Source organism: Nocardia sp. NPDC047648 (genome assembly GCF_040642815.1).
GTDB lineage: Bacteria > Actinomycetota > Actinomycetes > Mycobacteriales > Mycobacteriaceae > Nocardia > Nocardia gamkensis.
Map to the genome: position 1 here is coordinate 670763 of NZ_JBEYSX010000001.1, position 20242 is coordinate 691004.

Annotated in this window: 20 protein-coding genes; 6 read left to right on the forward strand and 14 right to left on the reverse strand. The window is 68.1% G+C overall.

Annotated features, from left to right (window positions below; all coding sequences use genetic code 11):
* Positions 1-27: 27 nt before the first annotated feature.
* From ABZ803_RS03050 to ABZ803_RS03090, 9 genes are all read right to left on the reverse strand, one after another.
* Positions 28-1089, reverse strand: coding sequence for a ferrochelatase (locus tag ABZ803_RS03050; RefSeq protein WP_357031990.1), 1062 nt, complete (start codon positions 1087-1089; stop codon positions 28-30).
* A 22-nt stretch (positions 1090-1111) separates the two neighbouring features.
* Positions 1112-1948 (reverse strand): NADH-dependent enoyl-ACP reductase InhA, encoded by an 837-nt coding sequence (gene inhA / locus ABZ803_RS03055; protein WP_357031993.1) that lies wholly within the window; start codon positions 1946-1948, stop codon positions 1112-1114.
* 80 nt (positions 1949-2028) lie between these two features.
* The gene (gene fabG1, locus ABZ803_RS03060; protein ID WP_062974804.1) at positions 2029-2745 is read right to left on the reverse strand and encodes a 3-oxoacyl-ACP reductase FabG1; all 717 of its coding nucleotides are present in this window, start codon (positions 2743-2745) and stop codon (positions 2029-2031) included.
* Between the two features lie 265 nt (positions 2746-3010).
* The gene (locus tag ABZ803_RS03065) at positions 3011-3355 is read right to left on the reverse strand and encodes a peptidase inhibitor family I36 protein (RefSeq protein WP_084499180.1); all 345 of its coding nucleotides are present in this window, start codon (positions 3353-3355) and stop codon (positions 3011-3013) included.
* Positions 3356-3435: 80 nt separating this feature from the next.
* Positions 3436-4437: a VWA domain-containing protein gene (locus tag ABZ803_RS03070; RefSeq protein ID WP_357031998.1), complete on the reverse strand. Its 1002-nt coding sequence runs from the start codon at positions 4435-4437 to the stop codon at positions 3436-3438.
* Positions 4434-5387 (reverse strand): DUF58 domain-containing protein, encoded by a 954-nt coding sequence (locus ABZ803_RS03075; RefSeq protein ID WP_062974811.1) that lies wholly within the window; start codon positions 5385-5387, stop codon positions 4434-4436. Before ABZ803_RS03075 ends, ABZ803_RS03070 begins: the two co-directional genes overlap by 4 nt.
* 32 nt (positions 5388-5419) lie before the next feature.
* Complete coding sequence (locus tag ABZ803_RS03080) at positions 5420-6595, reverse strand: MoxR family ATPase (RefSeq protein WP_062974814.1); 1176 nt, start codon at positions 6593-6595, stop codon at positions 5420-5422.
* Positions 6596-6728: 133 nt separating this feature from the next.
* Complete coding sequence (locus ABZ803_RS03085) at positions 6729-8147, reverse strand: NlpC/P60 family protein (protein ID WP_357032002.1); 1419 nt, start codon at positions 8145-8147, stop codon at positions 6729-6731.
* Positions 8148-8525: 378 nt separating this feature from the next.
* Positions 8526-9098, reverse strand: coding sequence for a DUF6676 family protein (locus ABZ803_RS03090; protein ID WP_357032005.1), 573 nt, complete (start codon positions 9096-9098; stop codon positions 8526-8528).
* A gap of 286 nt (positions 9099-9384) precedes the next feature.
* On the opposite strand from ABZ803_RS03090, the gene ABZ803_RS03095 reads away from it, so the two are divergent.
* Both ABZ803_RS03095 and ABZ803_RS03100 read left to right on the forward strand, forming a co-directional pair.
* The gene (locus ABZ803_RS03095) at positions 9385-12204 is read left to right on the forward strand and encodes an aconitate hydratase (RefSeq protein ID WP_357032008.1); all 2820 of its coding nucleotides are present in this window, start codon (positions 9385-9387) and stop codon (positions 12202-12204) included.
* 292 nt (positions 12205-12496) lie between these two features.
* The gene (locus ABZ803_RS03100; protein ID WP_357032011.1) at positions 12497-13075 is read left to right on the forward strand and encodes a helix-turn-helix domain-containing protein; all 579 of its coding nucleotides are present in this window, start codon (positions 12497-12499) and stop codon (positions 13073-13075) included.
* Between the two features lie 77 nt (positions 13076-13152).
* Here the strand turns inward: ABZ803_RS03100 and ABZ803_RS03105 are convergent, their stop codons facing one another.
* On the reverse strand, positions 13153-13947 hold the full coding sequence (locus ABZ803_RS03105; RefSeq protein WP_357032014.1) for a hypothetical protein: 795 nt from the start codon (positions 13945-13947) through the stop codon (positions 13153-13155).
* 160 nt (positions 13948-14107) lie between these two features.
* The gene (locus tag ABZ803_RS03110) at positions 14108-14614 is read right to left on the reverse strand and encodes a MarR family transcriptional regulator (RefSeq protein ID WP_357032017.1); all 507 of its coding nucleotides are present in this window, start codon (positions 14612-14614) and stop codon (positions 14108-14110) included.
* 71 nt (positions 14615-14685) lie between these two features.
* Between ABZ803_RS03110 and ABZ803_RS03115 the strand changes: the two genes are divergently transcribed.
* The 3 genes from ABZ803_RS03115 to ABZ803_RS03125 all read left to right on the forward strand — a co-directional run bounded on the left by ABZ803_RS03115 (position 14686) and on the right by ABZ803_RS03125 (position 16964).
* A complete protein-coding gene (locus ABZ803_RS03115) occupies positions 14686-15192 on the forward strand; it encodes a cupin domain-containing protein (RefSeq protein ID WP_357032020.1) in 507 nt (168 codons plus the stop codon).
* Between the two features lie 342 nt (positions 15193-15534).
* Positions 15535-15990, forward strand: coding sequence for a hypothetical protein (locus ABZ803_RS03120; RefSeq protein ID WP_040867420.1), 456 nt, complete (start codon positions 15535-15537; stop codon positions 15988-15990).
* 44 nt (positions 15991-16034) lie between these two features.
* Positions 16035-16964, forward strand: a complete 930-nt coding sequence (locus tag ABZ803_RS03125) for a hypothetical protein (RefSeq protein ID WP_357032023.1) — start codon at positions 16035-16037, stop codon at positions 16962-16964.
* Positions 16965-17043: 79 nt separating this feature from the next.
* Here ABZ803_RS03125 and ABZ803_RS03130 read toward each other — a convergent pair whose 3' ends face one another.
* The 3 genes from ABZ803_RS03130 to ABZ803_RS03140 all read right to left on the reverse strand — a co-directional run bounded on the left by ABZ803_RS03130 (position 17044) and on the right by ABZ803_RS03140 (position 19304).
* Positions 17044-17304: a hypothetical protein gene (locus ABZ803_RS03130; protein WP_357032026.1), complete on the reverse strand. Its 261-nt coding sequence runs from the start codon at positions 17302-17304 to the stop codon at positions 17044-17046.
* Between the two features lie 56 nt (positions 17305-17360).
* On the reverse strand, positions 17361-17591 hold the full coding sequence (locus tag ABZ803_RS03135; protein ID WP_040867425.1) for a helix-turn-helix domain-containing protein: 231 nt from the start codon (positions 17589-17591) through the stop codon (positions 17361-17363).
* Between the two features lie 81 nt (positions 17592-17672).
* Positions 17673-19304: an ABC-F family ATP-binding cassette domain-containing protein gene (locus tag ABZ803_RS03140; RefSeq protein WP_040867444.1), complete on the reverse strand. Its 1632-nt coding sequence runs from the start codon at positions 19302-19304 to the stop codon at positions 17673-17675.
* Between the two features lie 166 nt (positions 19305-19470).
* Here ABZ803_RS03140 and ABZ803_RS03145 point away from each other — a divergent pair, with 166 nt between their 5' ends.
* Entirely contained in the window at positions 19471-20235 is a 765-nt protein-coding gene (locus ABZ803_RS03145; protein WP_040867426.1) for an SDR family oxidoreductase, read from the forward strand.
* Positions 20236-20242 lie beyond the last annotated feature (7 nt).

The window sequence follows — 20242 nt, forward strand, 5'->3', positions numbered from 1 at the left end:
TGGCGATGCTATCGCGCCCGCGACGTCTCAATTCCCAGTCGTGGGACGGCGCGCAACCGCGCAACAGCCGACGGCACACGGTTCGCCGTCGCGTGTGCAGCCGTAGCCCGGGACCGACCCGAGCCGCCGGGGTTGGATGCCACGCAACTGCTCGGAGACCAGCTCGACGATCAGCTTCGCGAAGCGCGGGTCGGTTCCCGGCGTCGCGGCCCTGGCGAAGCCCATACCCAGCTCGGCGGCTTTCCGCGCGGCCTCGTTGTCCAGGTCCCAGATGACTTCGAGATGATCGGAGACGAAGCCCACCGGGCAGACGACCACGGCCTCGACCCCCTTGGCCGCGAGATCGTCCAGGTGGTCGACGACATCCGGATCCAGCCAGGGCACCTGCGGCGGACCGGAACGAGACTGCCAGACGACGTCGTAGTCGGTGAAACCCGTTGCCGCGGCGCACAACCGGGCCGCGTCGGCGACCTGACGACTGTAGAGCCGCCCACCGTCGGCCGGCGGCCCCGCGGCGGCATCGGCCGATATCGGGATCGAGTGCGCGGTGAACACCAGCCGCGCCGCGGCGCGCTGCCCGGCCGCGAGCTGATCGCGCGCCGCGCGGATGGCGTCGGCGAACGCCTCGATCAACAGCGGGTGATCGAAGTACTGGCGCAGCTTCAGCAGTTCCGGCGCGCCCGCGCCGAATGCCGCACGCGCACGGACGATGTCCTCGTGATACTGCAGGCAGCCGGAGTAGCCGCCCCAGGCCGAAGTCGGGAAGACCAGCGCGGAGCCGACGCCGTCGGCGGCCATCCGGGCCACGGTGTCCTCCACCATGGGGTGCCAGTTCCGGTTACCGAAGTACACCGGCAGCTCCAGGCCTGCGGCGGACAGCTCGGCCTCGACCGCCGCGATGATGTCGCGATTGAGCGCGTTGATCGGCGAGACACCGCCGAAGTGCAGGTAGTGCTCGGCAACCGCCTCGAGGCGCTCACGTGGCACTCCCCTGCCCCGGGTGACGTTCTCCAGGAACGGCATCACGTCTTCGGGACGCTCCGGACCGCCGAAGGACAGCAGCAGCAGCGCGTCGGCGGTTCGAACCACGGTGTCTCCCCTCGAATCCGGCTCAGTTGGTGGACATGTCCTCGGGGAACCAGGTGTTGTGGCTGGCTCCGCCGTCGACGTAGATGATCGAGCCGGTGGTACCCGGCAGCCAGTCCGACAGCAGCGCCACGATCGACTTCGCCACCACCGTGGGGTCGTCGACGTCCCAGCCGATCGGCGACGCGCCGTCCCAGTAGGTGTTGAGCTGGTTGAGCTTGGCCGCGTCGTCGGTCGCGGTGCCCGCGATCGCCTTGGCGGCCAGCGTCTTGATCGGACCGGCGGCGATGAGGTTGGAGCGGATCTTCTTGGCGGCGCCCACCTCCCGCGCGACGTACCGGTTCACCGACTCCAGCGCCGCCTTCGCCACACCCATCCAGTTGTAGAAGGGCATCGCCGTGCGCGGATCGAAGTCCATGCCGACGATCGAGCCGCCCTCGTTCATCACCGGCAGCACCGCGCGCGACAGCGAGGCGTAGCTCCACGCCGAGATCTCGAACGCCTTGGCGGCGTCCGGACCGGGACCCTCCAGGAACGGCCGCGCCTCCGGCCCCATCAGGGTGCGGGGCGCGAACGCGATCGAGTGCAGCACTCCGTCGATGCCCTGCGGAGCCAGTTCACGCAGCTTGTCGGCCAGGCCTGCGAGATCCTCTTCGCTGGTGACGTCGAGCCCGATGGCCGGCGGGACCTCCTGGGGCAGGCGCTTGGCGATCCGGTCGATCAGCCGCAGCCGCTCCGGGATGCCGGTGATGACCACCTTCGCGCCCTGCTCCTGCGCGACAGCCGCCGCGTGGAACGCGATCGACGAATCGGTGATGATGCCCGTGACCAGGATGGTCTTGCCTTCGAGCAGTCCGCCCATGAGTTCTCGGTTCTCCTGAAATTCGTATGTGGGATTGGCTGCGGGCGGCCGCGCTCGGCCGCGCTACGCGTTCGGTGTGGTCAGTGACCCATGCCCATGCCGCCGTCGACGGGAATCACCGCGCCGGAGACGTAGGCGGAATCCTCGGAAGCCAGGAAGCTGACGACGGCCGCGATGTCCTCGGGCTGGCCGAGCCGCTGCAGGGGGATGAACTTCTTGGCCATGTCGCGCATGTCTTCGGGAAGGTCGGCGGTCATGTCGGTCTCGATGAAGCCCGGGGCGACGACATTCGCGGTGATCGACCGCGAGCCGAGTTCGCGGGTGATCGAGCGGGCCAGGCCGATCACGCCCGCCTTGGACGAGGCGTAGTTGATCTGTCCTGCTTGGCCGCTCATGCCGACCACCGAGCCGAGGAAGATCATCCGGCCCCAGCGCCCGCGCAACATCGCACGGTTCGCCCGCTTGGCGCACCGGAACGCACCGGTCAGATTGGCGTCGAGCACGCGGGTGAACTGCTCCTCGTTCATCCGCATCAGCAGCGTGTCGTCGGTGATACCCGCGTTGGCCACGAGCACCTCGACCGGCCCTTGGTGCGCCTCCACCTCGGTGAAGGCGCGGTCCACCGACTCGCTGTCGGTCACATCGCATTTCACACCGAACAGGCCGTCGGGCACCCCTGACCCACGATGCGTGACGGCCACCTTGTGACCGTCGGCAAGCAGACGCTGCGCGACCGCGAGTCCGATGCCGCGGTTACCGCCGGTCACCAGGACCGAACGTGACGTTGTGTTCGACATGGGCTAAACCTACCTGGTCGAGGTGATCACGCATGAGCGGGCACCGATGCTCGAGGCGATGACACATGCTCCGGCATCGGCGCTCGTGCGATGTCACCCGTTCGAGACGCCGACCGACGGCACATCCGCGCCCGGCGCTGGTCGGGCCCCGATCCGATCCTCCGATGTCGTCGCGCTTCGCCGCGGGTTCCGCACACGAAAATCGGGCCGTGTGCGCGCGGAACGCACGCACACGGCCCGATCGTGGCCTCGGTCGATCACCGAATCAGCACTGCCTGCACCAGTGCACCGAATACGCGTCGAATCCGAGATCGGAAAACGACGTGGCGCCGTTCGTGTGGCGGCCGTTGCAGTTCGAACTTTCCCAGAAGGTCAGCGACTGACCGCTGCGATTCACCACCGAACGGGCGGCGCCGCCCTTCGGGTAGGTCAATACACACGAGGTCGAGTCGACCACCGGAATCCACTCGAGCATCCTGCCGGTGTAATTCGCCCCCGTCCACATACAGACGCTCCCGTTCGGACACGACGGCGCGGCGGCCGCTTCGGGTGCCCCCACGAGAAACATCGCAGTGAAAATGGCTGCGGCAGACGCGATTACAGTACGCATCGAAACTCCCTCCCCAGACTGATACGAGCCTGAGCGTACCGAAGCTTCGCCTGGCGGACAACGTCTTTCCGCCGCTCCGATTACGGAAGCCGTTGCCGGTACAGCAGACCTGTGATAACTCCCGTCGCGATGAGCAAGAGGCCGAGCAACAGCCAGGGCCTGCTCGCGTCGCCCCGAGTCAGCTCGAATCCGATCTGCTCCTCGAGCGTGTTGTACACCTTCGTCAACTCGTCCAAGGAAGCCGCCGTGTAGAACTCTCCACCACTCAAACGCGCGATCTCCCGCATCGCGTCGTCGTCCACCTTGACTTCCACGCGATCGCGCGAACCGTCCTCGCGCGGAATCTCGACGACACCCCAGGCGGTGCCGAAGGAAATGGTGGAGATCGGAATGTTCTTGCTCTTGGCGAGCCGGGCCGCGACGTACTCGTGCCGCGGATTGTCGAAGTCGGTGAAATTGGGAACGGTTTGTTTGCCGTCCGACATGAGCACGATCCGGGCGGGTGGCGGCTGCTGCCCGCCGCCGAGCACCGTGGCGAGCGTCTGGATCGCCTGCAGCGCGGTATGGATTCCTTCGCCGGTGGCGGTGCGTTCGGCGAGGCGGACATTGTCGATCGCGGCCTTGACCGATTCGTGGTTGGTCGTCGGCGAGACCATCACCGAGGCGGTGCCCGCGAAGGTGACGAAGCCGATGTTCACGCCTTCGGGCAACCCGTCGACGAATTCCTTGCCCGCCTGCTTGGCGACCTGGATGCGGCTGGGGGCGACGTCGGTCGCCTCCATCGACAGCGACACGTCCATCACGAGCATGACGGTTGCGCGGTTGCGCGGCACCTTCTTGACCGCGGTCGGTCCCGCGGCGGCGACGGTGAGGAACACCAGGCCGACGAGCAACAGCGCCACGGCCACGTGGCGGAACGGGCTCGGCCGCGAGGGAGCGACCTTCTCCAGCAGCTCCATGTTGGTGAACTTCAACATGTGCTTGCGCCGGGTGCGCTGCACCAGGATGTAGCCCAGCGCGATCAGCGCGATGACGGCGAGAAATCCGAGCCAGATCTGTGCGGTGAAATGCGAAATACTCACTGACGTGGCACCCGCCCGGTCGGGGCGCCGAAGCTGTGGCGCCGGGTGGACACGAACCGGACCACATCGGCGATCCAGTCCCGGTCGGTTCGCAGGGTGAGCACCGGGGCGCCACAGCTGCGCAGCGCCTGTTCGACCTGCTCACGGTGGCGCTGCGCGGCAGCCGCGAAATCGGCGCGCAGCGTGGAGGTCACGCTGAACTCGCGGGTGCGCCCGGTCTCCGGGTCGTGCAGCACGACGTCGCCCATATCGGGCAGCGACAGATCGCGCGGGTCGAGCACCTCGACCGCGAGCAGATCGTGTCTGGCCGAGATCGCGCGCAGCGAGCGCTGCCAGTCGATGTCGCCCAGGAAATCGCTGATGATCACCGCGAGCCCGCGCTTGCGCTGCGGGCGGCGCAGCGATTCGATGCCGCCGCGCAGGTCGCCACGCACACCGTCGCGCGCGTGCGGGGTGGTCGCGATGCTGCGCAGCAGTGACTGGGCGTGCACCCGCCCGCCGCGCGCCGGGATGCGGGTCAATCGTTCGCCGGTGGCGACGACCGCGCCGATCCGGTTGCCGCCACCACTGGTCAGATGGGTGATCGCGGCCGCGGCGGCGATGGCGAGGTCCCGCTTCTGGCAGGCGGCGGTGCCGAAGTCGAGGCTGGCCGACAGATCGACCACCATCCAGGTCTCCAGCTCCCGGTCGGCGATCATCTGCCGCACGTGCGGATGGGTGGTGCGGGCGGTGACCGACCAATCCATCTGGCGCACGTCGTCACCGGGCTGATAGGCGCGCGCCTCGCCCGGCTCGGAGCCGGGTCCGGGGATCAGACCGAGGTGATCGCCGTGCAGCACGCCGTCGAGCCTGCGGCGCACGGTGAGCTCGAGGGTCTTGAGCGCGACCGTGAGCCTCGGGTCGGTCAGTTCGCCCGAATGGAAGGACGGCGGTGCATGGGACGGCGACATCGGCACTGGCGCAACCGGATCCGATGCCGAGGTCACTTCGGCGGGAGGGTGCCCGCGGGCTGCGACTGCTGCCCGTTAGGCGGCTGGGGAACGGCCTGCTGCGGCTGCGGAATCTGCTGCTGCGGGGCACCCTGCGCCGGGGCCGCCGGCGCGCCCGGCGCGACGGCCTGCGGGGCGACCTGCGGCAGGCCGACCGTCTGCAGGACGCGCTTGATGACGTCCTCCGGGCTGATCTCGTCGGCGAGCGCGTCGTAGGACAGCACCAGGCGATGGCGCAGCACGTCCGGGATCACCTCGACCACGTCCTGCGGCACCACGTAGTCGCGGCCGCGGATCAGCGCCACCGCACGCGCGGCGGCGATGATGCCGAGGCTGGCGCGCGGGGAGGCGCCGTAGGAGATCCAGCTGGCCACGTCCTGCATGCCGAATTCGGCCGGTTTGCGGGTCGCCGCGATCACCCGGACCACGTAGTCGACCAGAGCGTGGTGCACGAAGGTATTGGCCGCGACCTTCTGCAGGCGGATCAGGTCCTCCGGCGCCAGGATGCGGCTCGCCTCCGGCGGGGTGACGCCCATCCGGTAGATGATCTCGCGCTCCTCTTCCACCGAGGGGTAGTCGACGACGACCTTGAACAGGAAGCGGTCGCGCTGCGCCTCGGGCAGCGGGTACACGCCCTCGCTCTCGATCGGGTTCTGCGTCGCCATGACCAGGAACGGGTCCGGCATCGGGTAGGTCTTGCCGCCGATCGATACATGCCGCTCGGCCATCACCTCGAGCAGCGCCGACTGCACCTTGGCGGGCGCGCGGTTGATCTCGTCGGCGAGCACGAAGTTCGCGACGACCGGGCCGAGTTCGGTGTCGAACTGCTCGCGGCCCTGCCGGTAGATGCGGGTACCGATGAGATCGGTGGGCACCAGGTCGGGCGTGAACTGCACCCGGGCGAACGAACCGCCGACCACCTTGGCGAAGGTCTCCACGGCGAGGGTCTTCGCGATACCGGGAACGCCTTCGAGCAGGACGTGACCGCGCGCGAGCACACCGACGAGCAGTCGTTCGACCAGGCGGTCCTGGCCCACGATCACCCGCTTGACCTCGTAGATCGCCTTTTCCAGGGTCTGGACGTCACGCTCGAGGGTGCTGGGCGTGGAAGCCGGCGTGTCCTTCGCCGAGTTCACTCCGCTCACACCGTCCGTCGAAGTCACCAACATCCCCGCTTTCGCCTTGGTCCTGTGCGTGCTGCCACAACTATTCCAGGTAATCACCGCCTGTGCCGCAACCGGACCCGACAGAATGGGAATTCGGCGGCCCCGCGGCCACGCACAGTACCCGGAATGTCCGATATCAGGAGGCTATGCGCACCGCGAACGGCATGATGCCGCCCTCCCGGACCGGGGACACCTTGACCACGTCGCCGGATTCCGGCGCCTCCACCATCTTCCCGTCGCCCAGATACAGCGCCACGTGCTGACTGCCGTTCGGCCCCCAGAACAGCATGTCGCCGCGTTCGCGGTCATCGACCGGCACCCGGGTGCCCGCGTTGTACTGGTAGCCGCTGTAGTGCGGCAGCGAGACCCCGATGCCGGCGAACGCGTAGACCATCAAGCCGGAGCAGTCGAAGCCCACCTTGCCGTAGTCACCATGACGGTCGGCCACACCGCCGTCGCGGATGCCGAGCGTGGGCCCGTCCTCGTCGCCGCCGCCCCAGGCATAGGTGACGCCCAGCTGGGACATGGCCCGATCGACCACGATCTCGATCGCCGACGAACCCCCGACCGACGGCGTGTCCGGCCGGGGCGCGCTGCGCCGCGCCGGTGGCGAATCCTCCAACTGGGTGTGCGGGCGCTTGCCCGCGCCCAGTTCGGCGGCGCGATCCTGGGCGGCTCGGTCGGCGGCCGCGCGGGCGGCGGCCGCCGCCGCGGCGGCGCGGACCGCGGCCTCCTCCGCTTTGCGCAGTGCGTCCCAGGCCAGGTACGCCTCGCGCTGGTCCTGTAGCCCCGCGACATTGTGCCGCGCCTGATCCAGCCGGCCCTGGGCGTCTTGGCGCTGCCGCAGCAGGTCGTCGCGCTGGGCGGTCTGGCGGTCCAGTTCGGCCTTGGCCGCGGCGACCGCGTGCTCGGCGTCGGTCTTGCGCGCCGCGGCGACGGCGGCGGCCGCGTCGGCGTCCGACTTCGCCCGCCGTGCGATGGAGTTCTTGTTGCCGTGATCGATTTGCGCGCGGTGCAGGCCGTCGAGCACCTGCCTGCGGTTCTTGGAGACGAGGTCGAGGAGTTGGGCCCGGTCCAGCGCGACCGCGGGCGTGGCCGCCGTGAGATAGGTGATCATCGAGTCGGAGCCCGGCCGGGTATAGACCTGGGTGGCGAACTGGTCGAAGTTGCGTCGCGCCTGGCCGACCCTGGCCCCGGCGTCGGCCAAGGCGACTTGGGTGTCCACTACCTCGACGGCGGCCGCGTCGGCGGCGTCGCGCGCGTCCTGCAGGTCCACCAGCGCCTTGTTGACATCTTCGCGGCGCCGTGCGACGGCGTCGTCGAGCTGCCCCAGCTGGTGATCGACGACGGCGACCTGGTTGACCAGGGTGCCGACCTCGGCGACTCCCGCGTCGACCTGTGCGCCCGCCTGCGCGATCTGGCCGTCGCTGGGATTTGGCGGAGGAGGCGGCACAGCGACGACCGGCCCGGCCGTGACCACTACAACGACCGAGATCAGCAACCCCGCAGCGATCATTAATCGGCGCCGGTAGGTCAGCGCGCCGTTGTTGCGCATCACACCTCCAAGGACCGGATTCCGGTAATCCTCGAGGGCATCAGGCGGACCATGACGCACTGTGGTCGACGGATGGCCTCTGGGAACACTTATTCCCCATCAGGGACCATTCGAACCGTAAGACACTTCCGTCACCGACGAAACAACATTCACGCAACTATGCGGTTCGGTTTCTTAATTGCTAGAAGTTTGCTACATGCGATTGACGGTTCATCCAGACGGAACGAACCAACTGTTCGGAAAATTAGCTGAATGGAAACTGGCGGCGCTGGTTATCCCCCTGGACCCACCTGCGACAGCCTTCGCATCCAGCGAAGAATCAGGCGAGGGAGACCGCGGCAACGGCGACTTCCGCAGCCGAAACGGGCGAGCCTCGCGCTACTCGCCCTCCGGGGGCCGCCGATCGCTCGCCACTCGCACCGGCTCGGCGTCGTTCGCCGCGCGCCGGACCTTGAGCCAGTACAGCCCCGCGATGGCCGCCGCCGTCCCCACCAGCAGCGTCCCGGTCATCGCGGTCCAGGACATCGACTCCGGCGCCTCCAGGCGGGCGACGAAGATGCTCGCGGCCTCCCCGCTCTTGCCCTGGGTGCCCTTCGCGGCGTCCTCGGCCCATTCCAGCCGCACCCGGCTGATCGCGTCGCTGTAGGTGCCGATCCAGTCGTCGCTGAAAACGACGACCGTGCCGTGCTGCGTCTTGCCCACCTCGGTGGCCAGGTCCCGTAGGCTCGAGTCGTGTCCTGGATTGCCGGGGACGACCACGATGCTCAGCGGGATTCCCTGCGACCGCGCCTCCGCGGCGATGGTGGCCAGTTCCGCCTTGTCCTTTCCGGTCAGCGTCGCGACGTGATCGTCGGCCAGATCGGCGTTGAGCGAGCGCACGGTGTCGGTGGTGACATTCGGCGGCAATTCGGCGGCCATAGGGGTGAAAACCGAGTTGTGCGGGGCGGTCATCTTCCATCCGGTCTGTCGAGCCGCATCGGCAACCGAAGCGACGGGCATCCAACACTGCAGGTCGAGCAAGATCCCCCTTGCTGGCTCGAAAGCACAGTACGCGACGGAGTGTCGCATTCCACGCGCACGGCACGCGGAACCGCCCCCTGGTGTTTCACAGGACAAGCGTACTGTTAAGGTCGTAGGCGCGAGGAACCGGCGCTTCAGCGGCACCGGAGCACCTCCGAAGACTCGGCCGCCGGCACAGCCCCGTCGGCGGCCGCCCTCACAGACGAGTGGAGCTGACGTGACGACAAGTATCGATACTTTCGGCGCCAAGGGCACCCTCGAGGTGGGAAGCAACTCCTACGAGATCTTCCGCCTCTCCGCCGTGCCCGGCACCGAGAAACTCCCCTACGCACTCAAGGTCCTCGCGGAGAACCTCCTCCGCACCGAAGACGGCGCCAACATCACCGCCGATCACATTCGCGCCATCGCGAGCTGGGATCCGTCGGCGCAGCCGAACACCGAGATCCAGTTCACGCCCGCCCGCGTGATCATGCAGGACTTCACCGGCGTGCCCTGCATCGTCGACCTGGCCACCATGCGCGAGGCCGTGGCCACCCTCGGCGGCGACCCGGACAAGGTGAACCCGCTCGCCCCCGCCGAGATGGTCATCGACCACTCCGTCATCATCGACGTCTTCGGCCGCGCCGACGCCTTCGAGCGCAACGTCGACATCGAGTACCAGCGCAACGGTGAGCGCTACCAGTTCCTGCGCTGGGGCCAGACCGCCTTCGACGACTTCAAGGTCGTCCCGCCCAGCACCGGCATCGTGCACCAGGTCAACATCGAGCACCTGGCCCGCGTCGTCATGGTCCGCAACGGCCAGGCCTACCCCGACACCTGCGTCGGCACCGACTCGCACACCACCATGGTCAACGGCCTCGGCGTGCTCGGCTGGGGCGTCGGCGGCATCGAGGCCGAGGCGGCCATGCTCGGCCAGCCCGTCTCGATGCTGATCCCGCGCGTCGTCGGCTTCAAGCTGACCGGCGAGATCAAGCCCGGCGTGACCGCGACCGACGTCGTGCTCACCGTCACCGACATGCTGCGCAAGCACGGCGTGGTCGGCAAGTTCGTCGAGTTCTACGGCAAGGGTGTGGCCGAGGTGCCGCTGGCCAACCGCGCCACCCTCGGCAACATGAGCCCCGAATTCGGTTCCACCGCAGCGATCTTCCCGATCGACGAGGTGACCGTCGAGTACCTGCGCCTGACCGGACGCTCCGACGAGCAGGTCGCGCTGGTCGAGGCGTACGCCAAGGAGCAGGGCCTCTGGCACGATCCCGACACCGAGCCCGCCTACTCCGAGTACCTCGAACTGGATCTGAGCACCGTGGTGCCGTCCATCGCGGGCCCGAAGCGGCCGCAGGACCGGATCCTGTTGTCGGAGTCGAAGATCGCGTTCCGCAAGGACATCCACAACTACACCAACGACGCGGAGAGCGGCCCCGCCGCCGACACCCCGCACAGCAAGCTGGACGAGGCCGTCGAGGAGTCCTTCCCCGCGAGCGACCCAGCGGTGCTGTCCTTCGCCGACGACGGCGCCGAGTCGCTGGCGTCGGCCGCCAACGGCGCCGAGGGCCGTCCGTCCAAGCCGGTGACGGTGCGCAGCGAGGAGTACGGCGACTTCGTGCTCGACCACGGCGCGGTCGTGGTCGCCTCGATCACCTCCTGCACCAACACCTCCAACCCGTCGGTCATGATCGGGGCGGCCCTGCTGGCCCGCAACGCGGTCGAGAAGGGCTTGGCCCGCAAGCCGTGGGTGAAGACCTCCATGGCGCCGGGTTCGCAGGTCGTCAACGGCTACTACGAGAAGGCCGGCCTGTGGCCGTACCTGGACAAGCTGGGCTTCAACCTGGTCGCCTTCGGTTGCGCCACCTGCATCGGCAACACCGGCCCGCTGCCGGAGGAGATCTCCAAGGCGGTCAACGACAACGACCTCACCGTCACCGCGGTGCTGTCGGGTAACCGCAACTTCGAAGGCCGCATCTCCCCCGACGTGAAGATGAACTACCTGGCCTCCCCGCCGCTGGTCATCGCCTACGCGCTCGCGGGAACAATGGACTTCGACTTCGAGAACGACCCGCTGGGCAAGGACACCGAGGGCAACGACGTCTTCCTGAAGGACATCTGGCCCTCGCCGCAGGAGATCCAGGACACCATCGACCGGGTCATCAGCCGCGACATGTTCCTCGAGGACTACAAGGACGTGTTCCGGGGCGACGAGCGCTGGCGCGGCCTGCCCACGCCGGAGGGCAAGACCTTCGAGTGGGACGCCGAGTCGACCTACGTGCGCAAGCCTCCGTACTTCGAGGGCATGCCGCAGACCCCGCAGCCGGTCACCGACATCAAGGGCGCCCGGGTGCTCGCGCTGCTCGGCGACTCGGTCACCACCGACCACATCTCCCCGGCGGGCAACATCAAGCCCGGTACCCCGGCCGCCCAGTACCTGGAGGCCAACGGCGTCGAGCGCAAGGATTACAACTCCTACGGCTCGCGCCGCGGTAACCACGAGGTGATGATCCGCGGCACCTTCGCCAACATCCGGCTGCGCAACCAGCTGCTCGACGACGTCTCGGGCGGTTACACCCGCGACTTCACCCAGGACGGCGGCCCGCAGGCGTTCATCTACGACGCGTCGCAGAACTACCAGGCCGCGGGCATTCCGCTGGTCGTGCTCGGCGGCAAGGAGTACGGTTCGGGCTCCTCGCGTGACTGGGCCGCCAAGGGCACCAGCCTGCTGGGCGTGAAGGCCGTCATCACCGAGTCGTTCGAGCGCATCCACCGCTCCAACCTGATCGGCATGGGCGTCATCCCGCTGCAGTTCCCCGCGGGCGAGTCGGCCGCGTCGCTGAAGCTGGACGGCACCGAGACCTTCGACATCGAGGGCATCACGCAGCTGAACGAGGGTGTCACCCCGAAGACCCTGAAGGTCACCGCCACCAAGGAGAACGGTGACAAGATCACCTTCGACGCGGTGGTGCGGATCGACACCCCGGGTGAGGCGGACTACTACCGCAACGGTGGCATCCTGCAGTATGTGCTGCGCAACATGATCAAGGCCTGATCGCGCTCTCGAAGTCTCGTGTTCGCGCGCCGGAGACCCGCGCCCGCGGCGCTTCCGCTTCCGGCACGCGAACACGAGACGGGCGCGAACGTCGCTCGTAGCACTCACTCCTTGCGGAGTCGCCATTGCGCGAGCGGCGGCCGATCGATGAGCACCCAGGTTGCCGAGCCAGTGCTCCGGACACCGCCCTCACGGCCGTTCGGATCACTACTCGCATCGCTCGTACTGTGCGAACCCCCGCGTCGGTGCACCGCCGACGCGGGGTTCCGTGTATCCCCCGCTGGAGGATCCCATGCCCAAGGTCAGTGACGATCACCTCGCCGCCCGGCGCGGCCAGATTCTCGACGGAGCACGCCGCTGCTTCGCCGAATACGGCTACGACGGCGCCACCGTGCGCCGCCTCGAAGAGGAGATCGGGCTATCCAGGGGCGCCATCTTCCACCACTTCCGCGACAAGGACGCGCTGTTTCTCGCCCTCGCCCAAGAGGACGCCGAACGCATGGCCGACGTCGCGGCCAACCAGGGCATCGTGCAGGTGATGCGCGACATGCTCGCCCATCCCGAGCAGTTCAACTGGCTCGGAACGCGGTTGGAGATCGCGCGGCGGCTGCGCACCGATCCCGAATTCCGCGCGGGCTGGACCCAGCGTTCGGCCGAGCTCACCGCCGCCACCCTGGCTCGCCTGGAACGCCGCAAGGCGGCGGGCGCACTGCGCGACGACGTGCCCACCGACGTCCTGCTCGGCTACCTCGATCTGGTCCTCGACGGGCTGATCGCCCGGATCGCCTCCGGGCACACCAACGAGAACCTCTCGGCCGTCCTGGATCTCGTCGAGGCGTCGGTCCGCTCCCCCGCCTCTCCGGGTCTTTAGGCCGAATACGAACTCTCGGGCGCGGGCTGCGACGACGAGCGCGGACAGATGGGACCGTCCGCGCTCGCGACAAGGGCTCAGTACGTCGTATTGATGTACTCGGCGGCGTGCGTGGTCCACGGGACGTTCGTCCCGGGCATGTGCTGGTTGTTGTAGAGGACGTGCTGGCCGTAGGGCCACGGGGTGAGGTAGCCGACGACGCCGCGGACCGCCGCGGTGTAGCGGTCGAGGTTGCCGATCGGGTCGTGCAGCAGGATCTCGAGAAGTTCGGCGAAGATCAGCGGTGCGACGTCGCCGATGCGGGCGCCCTCCACGAAGGAGAACGGCGAGATGCCCACGTCGATGACGCGCAACGGCGAATTGCCCGGTGACGCGGTGATGATGTCGCCGGGGTTGGCGTACTCGCGCACCGCGACGGAGGCGGGCCACGCGCCACGCTGCCCGTGCAGGCCGAAGGTGTTCGCGGGGCAGAGATTCCCGACCGACTGCCCGGCACGGCGCAGCGGGTTGGCGATGTTCACCACGAAAGCGATCTCCAGCGGCGTGCCGTTCGTGTTCTCGTACTTCCCCGCGTGCACGCCCTCCAGTATCCGGCTGGCGCAGATACCGCCGAGCGAATAACTCAGCAGGCCGCAGACATTCGGCGAGTCCTGGATCGCCTTCACCCCGGCGGCGACGCCGAGCCGCACCGACGTCTCCAACGAAGGGCCCCACGCCTCGGGCACCGGCCCCACCGACGCGGGCCAATCCGGTTCGAAGCAGCTGAACTTCCTGGTGTCGAGTAGTTTCGCGACGTCGTGCAGCATGCCCGCGGGCGTTCCGTCGGAGTTGCGCGGCTCGCCGGTGCCGCGGAGAGTGATGATGTCGATCATCGTGTCCTCCTTGCACAACCGCACCGACCCCTTCGGTACGGAATCTCAAGGTAGACCCACGGCACGCCGCGCACACGAGTATCGGGCTACCTCATCGCAGCCCGAGTTCTCCCATGTAGAGCGCGATTCGGCAGATCGAGGGGTGCGCGAGCTACCGCGACTACGCGTCCGGTTCCATACTGGTCAGCAGGATTCGCGCGATTCGGTCCAGTTCTGTCCGTTCCCCCGCGGTGAGTACCGACAGCATCCTGGTCTCGTTCGCGGTGTGCTCGGTGACCACGGTGTCGACCAGTTCCCGCCCCGCCGCGGTGAGGCCGACGCGCACTGCCCTGCGGTCCTGGGCGTCGGCGACGCGCCGTACCAGTCCCGCCGATTCCAGCCGGTCCAGCCGTCCGGTCATACCCGCACGGGACAGCATCAGCGTATCGGCCAGCACCGACGGGTTGAGTTCGAACGGCTCGCCCGAACGACGCAGCGCGGCAAGCACATCGAACTCGCCGCGCTGCAGTCCGTGCTTGCCGAACACCGCCTCGATCTCCCGCTGGGCCACCACCAGCAGCCTGCCCAGGCGCCCCACCACGCCCATCGCCTCGAGATCGAGGTCCGGCCGTTCGCGCTCCCACTGCGCCACGATGGCGTCCACGGCGTCCGCTCTTTGCTCGGTCATGGACAGGATCTTATTCGGCAGGTTATAGTTCGGTATCGAATTATCAATCACCGAACTAGTTGGAGGCTCCGATGACCATCCCCGCTCCCCGCAAGGACGTCGCGATCCGGCAGCCGCAGGACGCGGAAGTCCTGCGCACCACGTCGGTCACTTTGCGCCTGCTGATCGACGCCGAGGAGGCCGGCGGCGGGCTGAGCACGCTCGAGGTGAACATGGATCGCGGCGCGGACGGCGCGGCGCCGCACTATCACACGCGTTCCGACGAGCTGTTCTATGTCGCCGAGGGCGAACTGCAACTGCTGGCCGGCGACCGCATCGTCACCGTCGGCGCGGGCGGTTCCATCGTGGTCCCGAAATTCATGCCGCACGCCTTCGGCGCCACCCCGGACAGCACGGCGCGGATCCTGATCGCGCTCACCCCCGGCGTGCAGCGTTTCGAGTACTTCCGGCTACTGGAACGGATCGCCGCGGGCGAGTCCACGATGACCGATCTCGCTGCCGCCCAAGACGAGTTCGATAACCACTTCATCGACGCACCCGCCTGGTGGGCGGAGCGCAACGCGAATCGAAACCGATAGCGGGCCGGACCCCCGGATCCGACTGCGCGCGAGCGGATTCGCGTGAATCGCTCCGGAAGCGGTCGCACCCGGCGGCCCAGGGGCGCGAAAGTACAGATGCACAGCCGCCACCATCGGGCTATGGACACCGGCCGTGCGGCACAGGAGAACAGCTCCATGATTGCGCTGTAAGTATTTCCAGCCTACCGGAAAACTTTCGGCACTCAGCCGTTATGGATCGGAATTCGGTTTGTCACAGGCCGGGAAATCTCGCGATACGAGCCGATGGCGCCCCCCATCGCGATATGATCGCTCACACGCTTGGGGGTCGTGGCAAATCGTGAGCAGATCGGAGAACCGGCTATGACCGACGCAATCCACCTTCCCGGGACGACGCCGAAGGATGACCGTGTTCCTCCGCTCCAGGGTTTGCTGGTCGCGGAATCGGACCGGCAGATCAGCGTGCGCGTCGCCGAGGGAACGTGGACGTTCAGTCGGTCCGATGTCCTGCGCGTGGTCGATTCCGCGGCACCCCGGACCGATCAGGACGGCCGTCCGGTACTGGTCGACATCCGCGCGGGCGCCACCGCCGATTTCACCCGCAGGCTGCGCATCGACCTGGTCGATCGGCCGATGACCATCCCGGAGTCGCCGTCGGAGGCGCTCGGTGACGAGCAGCTGCGTCAGCTCACCGAAACCTGGGCCGACCGGCTGCAACTCGTGGACTGCCCGGGCTCGGGCGGTGCGACGTTCACCTACTGCCAGACCAAATCGATCAACGGCAGCGACGACGGCATCAACTGCGACAGTCTCGACTGAGCGGCAGGCGGATGGCCGCACGCCGGCGCGGTTCGGTCCTGATCGTGTCCGAATCCGATGATCTACACGCCACCGCGATGGCGGCGACGCTGCGAGACCACTACGGGCTCGGCCCGATCCAGCTCGACCTGCGTGATTTCCCCCGCGAGTCCGGCAGCTTCCGGCTGGACCGGCTCGGCACCGCACGCTCGCTGTCGCACGTCATCGGCCTCGACGACGTCCGGTCGGTGTGGTGGCGGCGCCCGCACCCCGCGCGGGTGCCCGCGGGTGTCCGCGCCTCGGACAACGATTTTCGCCAGGCCGAGTGCGACGGGTTCATCCAGGGACTGCTCTGGTCCATCCCCGCCTACTGGGTCAACGACCCGGGTGCCGACCGGACCGCGGGACGCAAGATCGTGCAACTGGAAACGGCGCTGCGGGCCGGGTTCGCGGTGCCGGAAACGCTGATCACCAACGATCCGGACGAGGCGCGCAGTTTCGTCGAATCCCGGCCCGGCCCGGTCGTTTACAAACGCACCGGCACCAGCCGGGCGGAGTTCGCCGAGACCAGGATCATCTCCGAGGACGATTTCGCCAGGCTGGACGCGATCCGGTCGGCGCCGACCACCTTTCAGGACTACATCGACGCCACCTGCGATCTGCGGGTGGTCTGGGTGGACGGCGTCGAATGGACGGTGCGCATCGACTCGCAGGCGGGCGTCGGCAAGGTCGACTCCCGGCTGGACACGTCGGTCGATTTCGTGCCCGAGCACCTGCCCGCTTCGGTGAGCAAGTCACTGGCCACGCTGATGGGCGCGCTCGGATTGTCCTTCGGTGTGCTCGACATTCGGCTCGGCCGCGACGGCGAGTACTACTTCCTCGAGGTCAACCCGCAGGGCCAGTTCGCCTACCTGGAGATCAAGACCGGTCTGCCGATCTTCCGCAGCCTGGCCAACCTGCTGGTGGACGGCGACGGCATGGTGGCAGGCTACTGAGTTCGCCCTCCGCGCCGGACGCGGGCACTCGCACAGGTCCGCGCCGGTCCAGCGGGGAGCCAGCCATGGCGGGCCGGTACTACGACACCGGCTCGACCAGCACCATCGCGACGCCGGATTGTGTTGCGCCTGCTACCGATATCGGCCGAAAGCCGTCACCTCGCGAACCGACGATCGGGGTATCGACGCCGCCGCACAGCTCGGCGAGACAAGCATCCGGTTCGGTGGCGTCGACGTCGATCCGGTCGTGTGCTCCGAGCGCGTCCGATCGGTGGCCGGGCAAGCCGACCAGGCTCCGCGGCAGCAGGGTTCCGCACCGCGCGGTTGCTTCCGTCGGCAACGTGTCCCCACGTGCGGACGGCCCTCGCGGCGCGACTCCCTCGCGCCGTTACGGCGCTATTGGCCCTTGCGGCGATTGGCTCCGCCCCGGCTGCGGAGCTGCACATGCGACTCCACCAGCACATTGTGGATGAAGCCGTAGGAGCGGCCGGTGGACCGCGCCAGTGACCGGATGCTCGCACCCGCCTCGTATTGTTTCTTCAGCTGGGTTTGTAGGCGATCGCGGGACTTCCCGGTGACGCGTGTGCCCTTACCCAATGTGGCCTTGCTTTGTGGCCTGTCGCTCATGGCTTCCTCCGAGTCGCCGAGCAGCGTCTTTCCAGGCTAAGCACTCAGGAGGCCATGATCAACGGGTTCCTGTGATGAAACTCACGCGAGCTGAATAAGTTCCAGATATTCGGCCGACCAATGGTCTTCTGTCCCGTCCGGGAGCAGGATCACGCGTTCCGGAGACAACGCCTCCGCTGCGCCCGGGTCGTGGGTCACCAGCACCACAGCGCCCGCGTAGGTGCGCAGGGCGTCGAGCACCTGCTCGCGCGACACCGGGTCGAGGTTGTTCGTCGGCTCGTCCAGCAGCAGCACGTTCGCCGCCGAGGAGACCAGACCGGCCAGCGCGAGACGGGTCTTCTCACCGCCCGAGAGGGTGCCCGCGGGCTGGTCGAGCTGCGGACCGGAGAACATGAACGCGCCGAGCAGGCCACGCAGATCCTGCTCGCCCGCGTCGGGGGCGGCGTGGCGGATGTTCTCCCACACGGTGGCGTTGTCGTCCAGGGTGTCGTGCTCCTGGGCGAAATACCCGATCTTCAGCCCGTGCCCGGGCACCAAACCGCCCGCCGTGGGCTGCTCGACTCCGGCCAGCAGGCGCAGCAGCGTCGTCTTACCCGCGCCGTTGAGCCCGAGGACCACCACCCGGCTGCCGCGGTCGATCGCCAGGTCGACGCCGGTGAAGATCTCCAGCGAGCCGTAGACCTTGGTCAGGTTCTCGGCCATCAACGGCGTCTTACCGCAAGCCGCGGGCTCGGGGAACTTGATCCGGGCGACCTTGTCGGCGACGCGTACGTCGTCGAGTTCGGCCAGCAGGCGATCGGCGCGCTTGGCCATGTTCTGCGCCGCAGTCGCTTTCGTGGCCTTGGCGCCGAGCTTGGCCGCCTGGGCGCGCAGCGCGCTCGCCTTCTTCTCGGCGTTCGCCCGTTCGCGGCGCCTGCGCTGCTCGTCGGTGGCGCGTGCGTCCAGGTACTTCTTCCAGCTCATGTTGTAGACGTCGGCCTCGCCGCGCACCGCGTCCAGGAACCACACCTTGTTCACCACGTCGGCCAGCAGTTCCACGTCGTGACTGATGACGATCAGGCCACCGTCGTGATTCTGCAGGAAGCCACGCAGCCAGGTGATCGAGTCGGCGTCGAGGTGGTTGGTCGGCTCGTCCAGCAGCAGGATGGTGTCCGAGCGCCCGCCGCTGCCGTCGGAGGCGGCGAACAGGATGCGCGCCAATTCGATTCGACGCCGCTGACCACCGGACAGGGTGCGCAACGACTGACCGAGCACCCGGTCGGGCAGACCGAGGCTGTGGCAGATGCGCGCCGCCTCGCTCTCGGCGACGTAGCCGCCGAGCGCCGAGAAGCGTTCCTCGAGCCGCCCGTACTTGCGGACCGCCTTCTCGCGCTCCTTGTCGTCGGCGACCTCGGCCATCAGCGCCTGCTGCTTCTCCATCTCACGGATCAGCGTGTCCAGGCCGCGCGCGGACAGCACCCGGTCGCGGGCCAGCACGTCCAGGTTGCCCTCACGCGGGTCCTGCGGCAGGTAACCGATGTCGCTGGAGCGAAGAATCTTCCCGGCGTACGGCTCGCCCTCGCCGGCCAGGATGCGCAGCGTGGTGGTCTTGCCCGCGCCGTTGCGTCCGACCAGCCCGATCCGGTCGCCCGCCTGTACCCGTAGCGCCGGTCCGGGAGCGGACAGCAGGGTGCGGACTCCGGCCCGGACCTCCAGGTCGGTCGCGGTGATCACAAACTTCTCCTTGCGGATCGTGGGGCTGAGCGCTGGTCGATTGTGCGACCCGACGCGCACAAGAACCACCGATTTTACCCGGGCCGCGGGGTGCTCCCCCATACCAGCACCCCGCATGTGACGGCGGTAACGGCTCGTGCGATCGGCTGCGCTACCGTGCGATGCCATGAGTACCGATCTGTTGGGCAAGAGCGCTCTGGTCACGGGGGCCAGCCGGGGCATCGGCAAGGCGGTCGCGGCGGAGCTGCTCGGCCGCGGAGCGAACGTGCTGATCACCGCGCGGAAGAAGGAGCCGCTGGAGGAGGCCGCCGCGGAGCTGCGCGAGCTGGGCCACCAGGGTCAGGTTGTGGCCTTGGCGGGCAACTCGGGCGTCGCCGAGGATCGGGCGGCCGCGGTCGAGCGCGCGGTCACGGAGTTCGGTTCGCTGGACGTCCTGATCAACAACACCGGCATCAACCCGGTCTACGGCTCCCTGATGGAGGCCGACCTGGACGCCGTGCGCAAGATCTTCGACGTGAACGTGGTCGCGGCGCTCGGCTACATCCAGGAGGCGTACCGGGCGTGGATGCGCGATCACGGCGGCGCCGTGGTCAACGTGGCCAGTGTCGCGGGCATCCGCTCGACCGGGGTGATCGCCGCCTACGGTGCGTCCAAGTCCGCGCTGATCCATCTCACCGGGGAACTCGCCTGGCAGCTCGGGCCGAAGATCCGGGTGAACGCGGTCGCGCCGGGCGTGATCAAGACGAAGTTCGCCGACGCGCTGTACTCGTCGGACGAAGAGCGCGCCGCGAGCGTGTACCCGATGAAGCGCCTGGGCAGTCCGGAGGACGTGGCGCGCTTGATCGGCTTCCTGGTCTCCGACGAGGCGGCCTGGATCACCGGCGAGACGGTGCGCGTGGACGGCGGACTGCTCTCCACCGGCGGGATCTGACCCGAGG